Annotated in this window: 10 protein-coding genes; 4 read left to right on the top strand and 6 right to left on the bottom strand. The window is 62.9% G+C overall.

Annotation, left to right across the window (positions count from 1 at the left end):
* Nucleotides 1-213: 213 nt before the first annotated feature.
* Entirely contained in the window at nucleotides 214-1,497 is a 1,284-nt protein-coding gene (locus HBO24_RS16100) for an FAD-binding oxidoreductase (RefSeq protein WP_170059990.1), read from the bottom strand.
* Between the two features lie 144 nt (nucleotides 1,498-1,641).
* Nucleotides 1,642-3,132 (bottom strand): aldehyde dehydrogenase family protein, encoded by a 1,491-nt coding sequence (locus HBO24_RS16095; RefSeq protein WP_057437443.1) that lies wholly within the window; start codon nucleotides 3,130-3,132, stop codon nucleotides 1,642-1,644.
* A gap of 154 nt (nucleotides 3,133-3,286) precedes the next feature.
* Between HBO24_RS16095 and HBO24_RS16090 the strand changes: the two genes are divergently transcribed.
* The 3 genes from HBO24_RS16090 (at nucleotide 3,287) to nadE (ending at nucleotide 6,392) form a co-directional block, all read left to right on the top strand.
* Nucleotides 3,287-4,177 carry a LysR family transcriptional regulator gene (locus HBO24_RS16090; protein WP_057437442.1) on the top strand — a complete coding sequence of 297 codons (891 nt, stop codon included), beginning with the start codon at nucleotides 3,287-3,289 and terminating at the stop codon, nucleotides 4,175-4,177.
* A gap of 169 nt (nucleotides 4,178-4,346) precedes the next feature.
* Nucleotides 4,347-5,561 (top strand): nicotinate phosphoribosyltransferase, encoded by a 1,215-nt coding sequence (gene pncB, locus HBO24_RS16085; RefSeq protein ID WP_057958168.1) that lies wholly within the window; start codon nucleotides 4,347-4,349, stop codon nucleotides 5,559-5,561.
* Nucleotides 5,562-5,564: 3 nt separating this feature from the next.
* Complete coding sequence (nadE, locus tag HBO24_RS16080) at nucleotides 5,565-6,392, top strand: ammonia-dependent NAD(+) synthetase (protein WP_057437440.1); 828 nt, start codon at nucleotides 5,565-5,567, stop codon at nucleotides 6,390-6,392.
* 133 nt (nucleotides 6,393-6,525) lie between these two features.
* Here nadE and azu read toward each other — a convergent pair whose 3' ends face one another.
* Nucleotides 6,526-6,972 (bottom strand): azurin, encoded by a 447-nt coding sequence (gene azu / locus HBO24_RS16075; protein WP_057437438.1) that lies wholly within the window; start codon nucleotides 6,970-6,972, stop codon nucleotides 6,526-6,528.
* Between the two features lie 382 nt (nucleotides 6,973-7,354).
* Between azu and HBO24_RS16070 the strand changes: the two genes are divergently transcribed.
* A complete protein-coding gene (locus HBO24_RS16070) occupies nucleotides 7,355-7,543 on the top strand; it encodes a hypothetical protein (RefSeq protein WP_057437435.1) in 189 nt (62 codons plus the stop codon).
* A 193-nt stretch (nucleotides 7,544-7,736) separates the two neighbouring features.
* Here the strand turns inward: HBO24_RS16070 and HBO24_RS16065 are convergent, their stop codons facing one another.
* The 3 genes from HBO24_RS16065 to HBO24_RS16055 form a co-directional block, all read right to left on the bottom strand.
* Entirely contained in the window at nucleotides 7,737-8,627 is an 891-nt protein-coding gene (locus tag HBO24_RS16065) for a transglutaminase family protein (RefSeq protein WP_115127263.1), read from the bottom strand.
* On the bottom strand, nucleotides 8,627-11,113 hold the full coding sequence (locus HBO24_RS16060; RefSeq protein ID WP_057437433.1) for a circularly permuted type 2 ATP-grasp protein: 2,487 nt from the start codon (nucleotides 11,111-11,113) through the stop codon (nucleotides 8,627-8,629). Before HBO24_RS16060 ends, HBO24_RS16065 begins: the two co-directional genes overlap by 1 nt.
* 194 nt (nucleotides 11,114-11,307) lie before the next feature.
* Complete coding sequence (locus HBO24_RS16055; RefSeq protein ID WP_170059989.1) at nucleotides 11,308-14,592, bottom strand: transglutaminase family protein; 3,285 nt, start codon at nucleotides 14,590-14,592, stop codon at nucleotides 11,308-11,310.
* Nucleotides 14,593-14,660 lie beyond the last annotated feature (68 nt).

Genomic DNA, 14,660 nt, shown 5'->3' with positions numbered 1-14,660 from the left:
ACCCTCTGGAACGCAGAGGTGCAACCAAAGGCCCGAAAGAGTGAAACCCGCCGATTGGACTGATGTCAGCCAGCCATCAAGCGCCCCTTCGGACATCTGTAACCACGCGCGTAACGGAAGTGCACATTTACAGTGCGTCACTGCTACGACTCGCACCAATACAGATTAGTAGCCGGCTAAGAAAACGCCGGCTTTTGGGCGGTATTTCGCTGATCAGATGACAATTCGCAGGCATTGGCCGGCGTGATACAACGAAAACCCGGCTTCATACAGGCAACTGCGCAGGCCTACCCCGGCCAGAGGCTGCATCGGTGCAAACGGAATCGGCAGAGCCTGGGGATCCTGGTGACACAGGTAGTCGGCAAATGCCTTGCCCACCACCGTCCCGGTGGTCACGCCACGCCCGTTGTAGCCAGTGACGGCCACCAACCCGGGCGCGGGCTCGAACAGTCGCATCAGATGGTCCGGGGTAAAGGCGATACAGCCGGTCCAGGTGTATTCCCAGTCCACCTTCTTGAGGTACGGGAAATAGTGCTGCTGCACACGGTCGGCCCAGGCCTTGAGGAACCAGGCGGGCTTCTGGTTGCCGTTGCCCAGGCTGCCCAGCAACAAACGCCCGTCGGCATCACGCCGGATACTGCTCAGCACCTGACGGGTATCCCAGGAACCCTGGCCGCCCGGCAGGATTTGTTGCGCGGCGGCATCGGTCAACGGCGCGGAGGCTACCTGATAGTAATAACCGGGGAAAAAGTTGCGCCGCAGCTCGGTCCATTCACCTTCGGTGTAGGCGTTGGAGGCGATCACCACTTGTGCAGCCTGCACCGCGCCCTGGGCAGTTTGCACAGACCAGTGCTGGCCCTGGCGCTCCAGTTGGGTCACCGGGGAATGGTCGAACAATTGCCCACCCAGGCCCACGGCTGTATGGGCCAGGCCGCTGGTGTAGGCCATCGGGTTCAAGGTACCGGCACGCCGGTCGAGCAAGGCGGCGGCGATCTTTCGGGTGCCGGTGGCCTGCTCGCACGCGGCCCCCGTCAACAGTTCGACCGGCGCACCACGGCGCTTCCACTGCTCCTCGCGGCTACGCAGGTCCGCTTCGCCACGGGCGTTGTGCGCCATGTGCAACGTGCCCTCGCGGCGCAGCTGGCAATCAATGTTGTATTTGTCGATCAGGCTGAACACCAGGGACGGTGCCGCGCCGAGCATGCGGTTGAGCTGGCTGCCCACCGCCGTGCCGAAACCGGCCTCGATCTCGTCCGGAGGAATCCACATCCCGGCGTTGACCAGCCCCACGTTGCGCCCCGAACCGCCATGCCCGGTGCGATGGGCCTCCAGCACGCAGACACTTTTGCCTTGCTCCAGCAGGTGAATGGCCGCCGACAAACCGGTGATACCGGCGCCGATCACGCACACATCCACCTTGACCTCACCCTTGAGGGCGGCGCGATCCGGCCGGCCAGGGGTCAGTTGTTCCCACAAACACGCTTCGCGTAATGGCATTGCCAGACTCCGGGATCTAACCAACAACGCTTATTCTGAATTGCGAACCCAATCGGATGTGGGAGCTGGCTTGCCGGCGATAACGATGGTGAATCCAATACCGCTATCGCCAGCAAACCAGCTCCCACATTGACCGCACCTGATTCAGTCGAAGGTAATGCCCTGGGCCAACGGCAGTTCCAGCGAATAGTTCACGGTGTTGGTCTGCCGGCGCATATACCCGCGCCACGCGTCCGAACCCGACTCACGCCCGCCACCGGTCTCTTTCTCGCCGCCAAACGCGCCGCCGATCTCCGCGCCACTCGGGCCGATATTGACGTTGGCGATCCCACAATCACTGCCCACTGCCGACATGAACTGCTCGGCCTCGCGCACATCGGTGGTGAAGATGCACGACGACAAGCCCTGCGGCACCGCGTTATTCAGGCGCAATGCCTCGCTGAAGTCCTTGTAGCCGACCACATACAGAATCGGCGCGAAGGTTTCACTGCACACCACATCGCTCTGCTCGGGCATTTCGACGATGGCTGGCGACACGTAGTAAGCGTTGGGGAACTGGTCCTGCAACTGACGCTTGCCGCCAAACACCTTGCCGCCTTCGCTCAAGGCCTGCTCCAGGGCGTCCTGCATGTTTTCAAAGCTGTGTTTGTCGATCAGCGGGCCGACCAGGTTGCCTTGCAACGGGTGACCGATGCGCACCTTGGAATAGGCGGCCTTGAGGCGCGTGACGATTTCGTCCTTGACCGACTCGTGGGCGATCAGCCGGCGCAGGCTGGTGCAGCGCTGGCCTGCAGTACCGACCGCACTGAACAGGATGGCACGCACGGCCATGTCCAGGTCGGCGCTGGGGCCGAGGATCATCGCGTTGTTGCCGCCCAGTTCCAGAATGCTGCGAGCAAACCGTGCGGCGACTTTGGGCGCCACTTCGCGGCCCATGCGCGTGCTGCCGGTGGCGCTGATCAGCGCCACACGCGGGTCGTCCACCAGGGCGGCGCCGGCATCGCGCCCGCCGATGACCACCTGGCAGAGATACGGCGGCGCGTCGCTGAAGTTTTTCGCGACACGTTCAAACAGTGCCTGACAGGCCAGGGCGGTGAGTGGGGTTTTTTCCGAGGGTTTCCAGATCACCGGGTTGCCGCACACCAGCGCCAGCGCCGTGTTCCACGCCCACACCGCGACCGGGAAGTTGAAGGCGCTGATCACACCCACCACGCCCAACGGGTGCCAGGTTTCACGCATATGGTGGCCAGGGCGCTCGGAGGCGATGGTCAAGCCGTACAGCTGACGCGACAGGCCCACGGCGAAGTCGCAGATGTCGATCATTTCCTGCACTTCACCCAGGCCTTCCTGGGTGATCTTGCCGGCTTCCCAGGACACCAGCTCGCCCAGGTCGGCTTTGTACTCACGCAGCAGGTCGCCGAACTGGCGCACCAGCTCACCGCGACGAGGCGCCGGCACCTTGCGCCAGGCGTCGAATGCATGCTCGGCGCGACTGACCTGCTGCTCGACCTCGGCCGCCCCTTCCCAGTGCACACTGGCGATGCGGCTGCCATCTATAGGTGAATGCACAGGCTGTTTCCCCGCCTGGTACAACGCCGGGTCTACACCGAGACGATCAAGCAATGCGGCAACCATGGGTCACTCCTTCAATCCACCAACAGAAAAATTGCGCCGTGGCCCGCACGACGATCCAGACCTTATTTGTAGCTGGCCCAGGACTTGCCAACAAACGACGATTAGGCGAGATATCATTCCGTTTATTCATGCAAAACAAAAAAAGAGGCGTGCCGTGCTCAATAAAAGACATTTGCCCTCGATCACCGCCCTGCAGTGCTTCGAGGCCGTGACCCGCCACCTGAGCTTTACCCGCGCCGCCGAGGAACTGAACCTCACCCAGAGCGCCGTCAGCAAGCAGGTCGCACAATTGGAGGAGTTGCTGCAGCACCTGCTGTTTCGCCGGGTCCGCCGGCGCTTGCAGATGACCCCGGCGGGCGACCTGTACCTGGTGGAAGTGCGCAAGATTTTGAGCCAGGTGGAGATGTCGACCCACTACCTGCGCTCCTACGGCGGCGAAACCGAAGTGCTGCGCGTATCGACGCCCTATACCTTTGGCGCGCGCTGGCTGGTGCCACGGCTCAAGGGCTGGCGCCTGCGCCACCCGCAGATCCACCTGGACCTGTGCAACGAGCAGACGCCGGACGAGTTGCTGCAAGGCAAGGCCGACCTGGCCTTCTACTTCGGCACAGGCGCAAGGCCAGGCACCGAAAGCCTCAAGCTGTTCAGCGAGGAACTGGTGCCGGTGTGCGCCCCCGACAGCCTGCCGGCCCAGCCCTTCAGCGACCCCACGCAACTGAGCGAGTTGGTGCTGCTGCAAAATGCCTCGCGCCCCCAGGGCTGGCATGACTGGTTCGCCAGCCTCGGCTACCAGACCGAACACAGCTACCACGGGCCGCGCTTTGACACCTTCTATATGTGCATCCGCGCCGCGCAGGTAGGTTGTGGCGTGGCGCTTCTACCGCGGTTTTTGGTGGAAGAAGAGTTGGCAGACGGCAAGTTGGTGATCCCCTGGCAGCACGCAATGCCCAGCCAGGATGCGTACTACCTGGCGTATCCGGAGCATTCGGCAGAGGTGCCCAAGGTGCGGGATTTTGTGAAGTGGATGATGGAGCAGGTTGTTTAGCCCCTGGAATACCGCCATCGCAGGCAAGCCAGCGCCCACATTTGGAATGCATTCTCCTGTGGGAGCTGGCTTGCCTGCGATGACGCCAGAGGCCACGACAAAAAAACCTCTGGCAAAACAACACAGGTCTATGCGCCACTAGCGCCATTCTTGTCTGGAGATTCCCGTTATGAGCGAGAGTGTGTTTGCCGATCGCATCGTGCAGAACCTGCTCGACACCGACTTCTACAAGCTGACCATGATGCAGGCGGTGCTGCACAACTACCCCAACGTGGAAGTTGAATGGGAATTCCGTTGCCGTAACAGCGAGGACCTGCGCCCCTATCTGGCAGAAATCCGCTACCAGATCGAGCGCCTCGCCGAGTTGAGCCTGAGCCCGGACCAGTTGGGTTTCCTGGAACGCATCAGCTTTATGAAGCCGGACTTCCTGCGCTTCCTGGGTTTGTTCCGCTTCAACCTGCGCTATGTGCAGACCGGCATCGAGAACGGCGAGCTGTTTATCCGCCTGCGCGGCCCCTGGCTGCATGTGATCCTGTTTGAAGTGCCGCTACTGGCGATTGTCAGCGAAGTGCGCAACCGCTATCGCTACCCGACCATCATCCTGGAGCAGGCCCGCGAGCAGCTGTATCGCAAGTTCGACTGGTTGACCGCCAATGCCAGCAGCGACGAGCTGGCCGAGTTGCAGGTCGCGGACTTCGGTACCCGCCGGCGCTTCTCCTACCGCGTGCAGGAGGAAGTGGTGAATGTGCTCAAGCATGACTTCCCCGGCCGTTTCGTCGGCACCAGTAACGTGCACCTGGCCCGCGAACTGGACATGAAGCCCCTGGGCACCATGGCCCACGAATGGATCATGGCCCACCAGCAACTGGGCCCGCGCCTGATCGACAGCCAGATCGCCGCCCTCGATTGCTGGGTCCGCGAGTACCGTGGCCTGCTGGGGATCGCCCTGACCGATTGCATCACCACCGATGCCTTCCTCAGCGATTTCGATCTGTACTTCGCCAAGCTGTTCGACGGCCTGCGCCATGACTCCGGCGACCCGGTGCAGTGGGCCGAAAAAGCCATCGCCCATTACCACAAGCTGGGCATCGAGCCGATGAGCAAGACCCTGGTGTTCTCTGACAGCCTGACGCTGCCCAAGGCCCTGGAGATTTTCCGCGCGCTGCGCGGTCGGATCAATGTCAGCTTTGGCATCGGTACCAACCTGACCTGTGACATTCCAGGTGTGGAACCGATGAGCATCGTGCTTAAAATGACCGCCTGCAATGGCCAGCCCGTGGCGAAGATCTCCGATGAAGCGGGCAAGACCCACTGCACGGATCCGAACTTCGTCGCCTACTTGCGCCACGTTTTCAAAGTACCTGCCATCTCTAGCGAGGAGTGAATCATGCAAGCCGTACAGCGTGAGATTGCTGAACAGCTCAAGGTCCAACCACCGTTCCAGGACCACGCCGCCCTCGAAGCGGAAGTGGCCCGGCGGATTACCTTTATCCAGGACTGCCTGCTCAATTCGGGGCTCAAGACCCTGGTGCTGGGCATCAGCGGCGGCGTCGACTCCCTGACCGCCGGCCTGCTGGCCCAGCGGGCGATGAAAGAGCTGCGCGCGCTCAAAGGCGATGACGCTTACCGCTTTATCGCGGTGCGTCTGCCTTACGAGACCCAGTTCGACGAACACGATGCCCAGGCCAGCGTTGACTTCATCAACCCCGACGAACGCCACACGGTCAACATCGGCCCGGCGGTCAAGGCCCTGGCCAATGAAGTAGCGGCCTTCGAGGGCAAGGCGGCGGTGTCCCGCGATTTTGTACTGGGCAATACCAAGGCGCGGATGCGCATGGTCGCGCAATACACTATCGCCGGCGCGGCAAGTGGCCTGGTGATCGGCACCGACCATGCGGCGGAAGCGGTGATGGGGTTTTTCACCAAGTTTGGTGATGGCGCCTGCGACCTGGCACCGTTGAGCGGGCTGGTGAAAAACCAGGTACGGGCGATTGCCCGGTACTTTGGTGCGCCCGAGTCGCTGGTGGAGAAGATCCCGACAGCCGACCTGGAAGACCTCTCACCGGGCAAGCCGGATGAAGCGTCCCATGGCGTGACCTATACCGAAATCGATGCGTTCCTGCACGGCCAGCCGGTGCGTGAGGAAGCGTTCAGGATTATCTGCGAGACCTATCGCAAGACTGAGCACAAGCGGGTGATGCCGTTTGCGCCTTGAGGTGAGGCGGGTGGTTGTGTATTGATTGTCAGGCCGCTATCGCGGGCAAGCCCGCTCCCACAGTTGAATGTATTCATACATCAAAATGTGGGGGCGGGCTTGCCGGTGATGAACGATAACGCGGTCTGTGGCCTTACTTCAGGGTCACAGTGCCTTTCATCATCGCGATGTGGCCTGGGAACGAGCAGAAGAACATGTACTTGCCGTCAGCCTTGAGCTTGGACACATCGAAGGTCACCGAGTCGGTCTCGCCAGCGCCGATGATCTTGGTATGGGCGATGATGCGGGTGTCGTCTTTTTTCAGGTAGTTGTTGTCGATACCGGCGGCCATGCCCTCGGTTGCAACCGGCTGCATATCAGCCTCAGTGGTCAGCACCCAGTTATGGCCCATGACGTTCTTCGGCAGGTTGCCCGAGTGCTTCAGCTCAACGGTGAACGTCTTGCAGCTCTTGTCGATTTCAATGGCCTTGGTGTCGAAGGACATTTGGTCGGTGGAGTCGACAGTGACCTTGCACTCTGCAGCGAGCAACTGACCGCTGGCCAGAGTCAGCAGGGAAACAGCAACGATTTTGGCGAACATGTGAATCTCCAAGGCAGGGTTTAAAAAACGCATATGCGACAAGGGTGCCTGAGGCAGGCAGATGTTCCAATGATCTGAATCAACAGATTGTATACAACTTTAGGCTATCAGACTGATCGACAGAATCAACCAGCCAAAGTGCCGCACGCTGCCTATGATCGGCTCATCTTTCCTTCCTGGAGTCCGAGCCATGCACCTCAATAGCCTGTTATGCAGCCTGCTTGCCGCTTACGCCTGTGGCGCCAGCGGTACTTACGAAACGGTTAATGTCGACTAACGTTTAGTCAGCAGAGACGATTCTGAAACCCGATTACCCCTTGGAGCCCGTTTAAAGGCAGAATACCCGCCGCTCAACCTCACCTTCGACCCCAGAGGATCGCCCATGGCAAAACCTAATTACTCCTTCGCCAAACGTCAGAGAGACTTGGCCAAGGAACAGAAGAAAGAGGAAAAGCTGCAACGTAAGAAAGCTGCGGCCGACGAAGAAGCAGGCGCACTGAACCCGGATGCTGAAGGGGAAGTGATTGCTGACGAAACTGAAACCCCGAAAGACCCGGCACCCGAGGCCTGAACCCCCGCCTCAATGAATGCCTGACCTGTGGCGAGCAGGCTTTATGTGGCGAGCGGGCTTGCCCGCGTTGGGGCGCGAAGTGGTCCCAGAACTGGGACGGCTACGCAGTCCAGCGGGAGCAAGCGCCCTCGCCACAGCACACGCTCGCCACAGCGGCCTGCTCTCCACGGGAGCATTGGCCACACCGCATCGGTTATTCCAGCGGCATCACCGTCACCCGCACTTCCGGGTCATGGCTGCCCCCTCCCAGAATCACCCCGCGCAACGGCGAGACATCGGAAAAATCCCGGCCCCAGGCCAGGGTGATGTGCTCCAGTGCCGGCTGCACATTGTTCGTCGGATCAAAATCCACCCAGCCCGACAACGGGCAAAACACCGACACCCACGCGTGCGACGCATCAGCGCCGATCAGCCGTGGCTGGCCGGGCGGTGGCTGGGTCAGCAGGTAGCCACTGATGTAACGCGCCGCCAGGCCCCGTGAGCGCAGGCAGGCGAGCATCAGGTGGGCAAAGTCCTGGCACACCCCCCGTCGACGCTCCAGCACCTCCACCAGCGGCGTGGCGACCTGGGTGGCTTCGGCATCGAAGGTGAACTCGCTGAAAATTTTCTCCATCAACGCCTGCACGCCCAGCAACAGCGGCCGGCCAGCCGGAAAGCAGCTCTCGGAAAAATCGACGAAGTTTTTCTTCAAATGCACGTAGGGCGATTCGAAACGATAGCGGCACGCCTCGATCGCCTCTGCCGACAACGGCTGGCCACTATAGGTCAGGCGGTTGCGGGTCTGGTCCCAGGGCGGTGACTGGTTGAAATCCAGCACAGGCCGGGCCAAAACCTCCACGGTCAGGCCGGCGTTGACCAGCAATTCGTCATGGGGCCGCTCGAACGCCAGCCGGGTGATCGGGTTGCCAAACACATCCAGCTCATCACGGCGCGCCGTCGGCTCGGGGCTGATCTCCAATTGCCGCGAAGTGCAGCGCTGCCACGCACACGGGCGCGGCCATAAGTGCGCCAGTTGCTGGGCCAGGGACACCGGGCTGTCGTAGTGATAATGGGTATCGTGGAAAATCTGATAGCGCGCGCTCATTACACAGACACCGTTTGCTGGCTGACATCATCCACATGGGCAAAATGGCGCAGGGCCAGGCGATCAGAGACTTGCCCGCTTTCATCGGCGACCGCCTGCAACAGGTCCGCCAGGCCGTCGAGGGCCGCGCGCACGCTGGCGTCACCAAACAACGGGTTCTCCAGGCAACCCAGGTCAAAGCGCGACAAGCGCTCCACCAGCGGCGCCAGCCCGGTCTCCCGAGGCACACCGAAGTCATCGTTGAGGCGACGCAGGGTGCGACTCACCAGCTTGAGCTGGAACACCACCGCGTGGGGGTTCTGTTCATCCAGCAGCAACAGGTCCAGCACCGGAATCAATTGCGGCACTGCCAGGTAACGCGAGCGGTAGGTGATGCTGCTGTTGCCCAACTCCAGCAACCACTCCAGCCCGGCCTGGTCGAACACCGCCACGCCGCGCAGGAAGGCCGCGAGGCTGCTGCTGAGAAACTGCAGGCGCTCGATGCGCCGGCCCATCATCAAAAAGCGCCAGCCTTCGTCGCGGGTCATGTCGTCGAGGGCAAAGCCGGACAAGGCCGCCAGCGACATCACCAGGCGATTGAGAAAATCCAGCAGCTCGCCAAAATCCGGCGTCTCGCGCTCCAGCTCCAGGGCTTCGCGCTGCAACTCCACCAGAGCCTGCCAGTTCTCCCGGGACAGCTTGCCGCGCACCTGGGACGCCGCCCACTGCAAGCGCTGCAAGTTGGCGCGCAGGCTCGACGGCCAGTCATCACCGAGCAGGGCCTGCAGCAGGCGCTCGGGCAACTCGCCCTCCTCCGGCAGCAGGCGCAGGCTCTCACCGAGTTCTACGGCGGCCTGCAGGGCCAGCGGGTCGTCACCATCGACATAGCGCGCGAGCACCACACGCAGCCAGCGCGCACTGTTATCGCAGCGCTCGCAGTAACGGCCGAACCAGAACAGGTTTTCCACCACCCGCGAAGGCAGGTAGGGGTCGCGACGCACCAGGTCATGGGTGCCGATCACCCGCTGCGCGCGCCATTGCTCGCCACCGGGGGCACGCTCGCCCAGCACCCAGGTGTCCTTGCTCGCCCCGCCACGTTGCATCGACACCACTTCGGCGTCCGCGTGGGCTGCCACGCGGGTCAGGCCGCCCGGCAGCACCCGGTAGCCATCCTCACCGGCCACCGCGTACACGCGCATGCCGATGGCGCGATGTTGCAGATGATCATCCACGGTGTGCCAGACCGGCGCCTGGGACAGCTGCGCCAGCTCCTGGGCCACGTAGGCGTATGGGCGCGCCTGCATGCGTTCGGCCAGGGCCTGGCGTTGTTCGTTGTTCAAGTCGCGGCCAAACACCGGGGCAAAACTTTGCGAAGGAAACGCCGGCTTGATCAGCAACTCCGGCAGTTTTTCCAGGGCTTCGGCCAGTACCGGGGCCTCGCCGCACCACCAGGTGGCGATGGACGGCAGGATCAGTTCTTCGCCAAACAGAAATTGATTGATCTTCGGCAGGAAACCCAACAGTCCAGGGGACTCCAGCACGCCGGCGCCCAGGGCATTGGCCACCAGCACATTGCCCTGGCGTACCGCATCCAGCAGGCCGGGCACGCCCAGGGCCGAGTCGGTGCGCAGTTCCAGGGGGTCGCAGAAATCATCGTCCAGACGGCGCATGATCGCGTGCACGCGGCGCAGGCCGCTGAGGGTCTTGAGGTACACCGTGCTGTCGCGCACGGTCAGGTCGCCGCCTTCTACCAAGGGGTAGCCAAGCTGGCGGGCCAGGTACAGGTGTTCGAAATAGCTTTCATTGAAGCGCCCCGGGGTCAGCAGCACGATCAGCGGCGGCTGGTCATCACCGGGCGCCTGGCGGGCCAGGGTTTCCTGCAGGGTGCGGAAGAACCCGGTGAGGTGCTGCACCTGCAAGTCGCGATACAAATCCGGGAATGCACGGGAGACGATTGTGCGGTTTTCCAGGGCATAACCGGCGCCGGAGGGCGCCTGGGTGCGGTCTGCCGTGACCCACCAGCGGCCATCCGGGGTGCGCGCCAGGTCCACCGCGTACAGGTGCAGGAACACCCCATCGGGCGGCTGGATGCCCTGGCACGGCCAGAGGAAGTTGTTATGCCCAAACACCAGTTCTGCCGGCAGCAAGCCTTCGGCAATCAGGCGTTGCGGGCCATACAGGTCGGCCAGCACCGCATTGAGCAACCGCGCACGCTGGGCAATGCCTGCCGACAAGTGCGCCCACTCATCCGCCGCCAATACGTGGGGCAGAAGGTCCAGCTCCCATGGGCGGTCGGCGCCCTTGGGGTCGGCATAGACGTTGTAGGTCACGCCGTTTTCCTGGATCTGCCGCGTCAGCAACGCCTGGCGCTGGGCCAGTTGCGCCGGGGTGCTGCGCTGCAGGTGGTCGAGCAGGCGCTGCCAATGGGCGCGCACCGCGCCGCTGCCATCCAGCAGTTCGTGATAGGTGCCCGCAGTCAGCGGGTAACGGTCGAGCAAGTCGGACATGGAACGCTCGGCAGGGGCAAGGGAAGCCAGATTAACCTAACAAACACTGCAAATCCTCTGTGGAAACTGGCCGTGTGGGGAAGCGGGCTTGCTCGCGATAGCAGTGCGTCAGCCAATGCATGTCTTGGCTGATACTCGGTCATCGCGGGCAAGCCCGCTCCCACATGAGCCCGCGCCTACAGGTGGGGTTGTGTTTAGTCATTTTTATTGGGGAACCGCCGCAGATCCAGGGTCATTGGCAGTTCATCGTTGATCACCATCGCCGGCACCGGCAATTTGCCCGGGCTGTGACCCAGGCGGAAAAACCGCGCCATGCGCCGGCTTTCCGCTTCGTTGGCATTCACCGGCAAGCTGTCGTAATTGCGCCCACCCGGATGGGCCACGTGGTATTGGCAGCCGCCCAGGGAGCGTTGCATCCAGGTATCCAGCAAATCGAACACCAGCGGTGCATGCACCGCGATGGTCGGCTGCAGGCAATTGGCCGGTTGCCAGGCGCGATAACGCACGCCCGCGACGAACTCCCCCACCCGGCCGGTGGCGTGCAGTGGCACCGCCACCCCGTTGCAGGTCAGCACATAGCGCTGCGGCGCCAGGCCGCTGAGTTTTACCTGCAAGCGCTCCAGGGATGAATCCACGTAGCGCACCGTACCGCCCGCCGCGCCCTCTTCGCCCAGCACATGCCAGGGCTCCAGGGCCTGGCGCAGTTCCAACTCGATACCGCTGACGGCATAGTCGCCGACCTTGGGAAAACGGAATTCCAGGTGTGCCGCGAACCACTCGGCGCGCAGTGGATAACCGGCGGCGTTGAGCTCGACGATCACGTCGGCAAAGTCCTGCTCGATAAAGTGCGGCAGCAGGAAGCGGTCGTGTAGCTCCGTGCCCCAGCGCGCCAGCTTCGGCGGCGCGTAGGGCTCACGCCAGAAGCGCGCCACCAGGGCGCGCAGCAGCAGCTGTTGGGTCAGGCTCATGCGTGCATGGGGCGGCATCTCAAAGGCGCGCAGCTCCAGCAGGCCCAGGCGCCCGGTAGCACCGTCCGGCGAGTAGAGCTTGTCGATGCAGAATTCGGCGCGGTGGGTATTGCCGGTGACGTCGATCAGCAAGTTGCGCAGCAAGCGGTCCACCCGCCACGGCGGGCATTCCTCGCCTGGCGCGGGCATCTGCGCAAAGGCGATTTCCAGTTCGTACAACGCGTCATTGCGCGCCTCATCCACCCGTGGCGCCTGGGAGGTCGGGCCGATAAACAGCCCGGAAAACAGGTACGACAACGACGGATGGTTATGCCAGTAACTGATCAGGCTGCGCAGCAGGTCCGGGCGGCGCAGGAACGGCGAATCCTTGGGCGTGGCCCCACCCAGCACAAAGTGGTTGCCACCGCCGGTGCCGGTGTGGCGCCCGTCGATCATGAACTTTTCGGTGGTCAGGCGGGTTTGCCGGGCCTCTTCATAGAGGAACTCGGTGCGCTCCACCAGTTCGTCCCAGGTGGCGGACGGCTGCACGTTGACCTCGATCACGCCAGGGTCTGGCGTCACGCGGAAGTTGCTCAGACGCGGGTCGCTCGGCGGCTCGTAGCCTTCCAGCAATACCGGGCAATGCAGTTCCTGGGCGGTGGCCTCGATGGCGGTCACCAACTCCAGGTAATCCTCGACCCGCTCCAGGGGCGGCATAAACAGGTAGAGCCGCCCTCCCCGCGCTTCGGCGCACAAGGCAGTGCGGGTCAGCCAGTCGGCAGACTCGTCGACCTTGGGCACACGCTCGTCGCTGGGGGCCGGCTCGCCCGGGGCTGACGCGCTGATGGCCAGCGCCGGCAGATCTTGATTGGGATCGGTGGGGTGCACAAAGGGGTAATCTGCCGCCGTCACCCAGGGCTGCGAGGCCAGGGGCAAGCGATAGCCCAGCGGCGAATCACCCGGCACCAGCCGGCAATGGGTGTCGCGCAGGTACCAGCGGCCGCTCTGCCAGCGATCATTGGCTGCGGTGCGCGCCAGGGGCAGCACATGACCGATGACTTTATCCAGGCCCTGGCTGAACACCTTGCGCAGGCGTTCGCGCTCCAGTTCATCCTCCAGGCGCGAATCCTGGGCGCTGATGTTCTGTGGCAAGGCACCTTCGCGCCACAGGTAGTAAAAATTGTCCTCGAAGGCTGGGAATACAAAGCGCGCAGGGAGCTTCAGGCGCTCGGCAATGCTCGCCAGGAAGCGCCCGGCCATGACCTCATCCGCGCCGTAGTCTTGCTGCTCGTCGGCGATCAGCGCGTCGTTGTGCCAGACCGGCACACCGTCCCGACGCCAATGACAATTGAGCGACCAACGCGGCAATTGCTCACCGGGGTACCACTTGCCCTGGCCGAAGTGCACCAGGCCCTTGGGCGCGTAGTGCTTGCGCATGCGCTGGAACAGCTCGGCGGACAGTCGGCGCTTGTCCGGGCCCAGGGCAGCGGTGTTCCACTCGGCACCGTCGGGGTCGTCGATGGACACAAAGGTCGGTTCGCCGCCCATGGTCAGGCGCACATCGTCCTTGAGCAGGTCGCTATCAATCTGCCGGCCCAGGGCCTGGATCGCCAGCCATTGTTCTTCGGTGTAGGGCTTGGTCACCCGAGGGGCTTCCCAAATGCGCTCCACCGACATTTCGTGGGTGAACTCACACTCGCACGGCTCCACCAGCCCACTGATCGGGGCGGCAGACGATGGATCGGGACTACAGGCCAATGGGATATGCCCTTCACCGGCGAATAGACCGGAGGTGGCATCCAGGCCGATCCAGCCGGCGCCGGGCAAATACACCTCGCACCAGGCGTGCAAGTCGGTGAAGTCCACCTCGGTGCCGGAGGGCCCGTCGAGGGCTTTGACGTCGGCGGTCAACTGGATCAGGTAACCGGAGACAAACCGCGCCGCCAAACCCAGATTGCGCAGCAGCTGCACCAGCAGCCAGGCCGAGTCGCGGCACGAGCCGGAGGCGTTTTCGAGGGTGAATTCCGGGGTTTGCACGCCCGGCTCCATACGGATCAGGTAGCCGATATCCGCCGCCAGGCGCTGGTTGAGGCCGACCAGGAAATCCACGGCCGGCAGCGGCGTGCGGTCAATACCGGCCAGGTACGCAGCAAACTTCGGCGTCAGCGGCAGAGTTTCCAGATACGGCGCCAGCTCGCGCTGCTCGTCGGCGGCGTAGCTGAAGGGGATTTTTTCGGCGTAGGGCTCTAGGAAAAAGTCGAACGGATTGAACACCGCCATCTCGGCGACCAGATCGACCTCGATACGCAGCTCATCGGTCTTTTCCGGAAACACCAGGCGCGCCAGGTAATTGCCCTGGGGGTCTTGCTGCCAATTGATGAAATGCTGCTCGGGCAGCACCTTCAGCGCGTAGGACAGGATCCGCGTGCGGCTATGGGCCGCCGGTCGCAGACGCACAATCTGTGGGCCAAGCTCCACAGCGCGGTCGTAACGGTAATGCGTAACATGGTGCAACGCGACATGAATCGACACGGCGGCCTCCTGCGAGCCAGAGCATGAACACAAAGCGCGCAAGACTTATGCCAGCGCGGCGGTCATTG

Source organism: Pseudomonas sp. WS 5410 (assembly GCF_012985645.1).
GTDB lineage: Bacteria > Pseudomonadota > Gammaproteobacteria > Pseudomonadales > Pseudomonadaceae > Aquipseudomonas > Aquipseudomonas shahriarae.
This window is presented reverse-complemented; position numbering and strand designations above follow the sequence as displayed.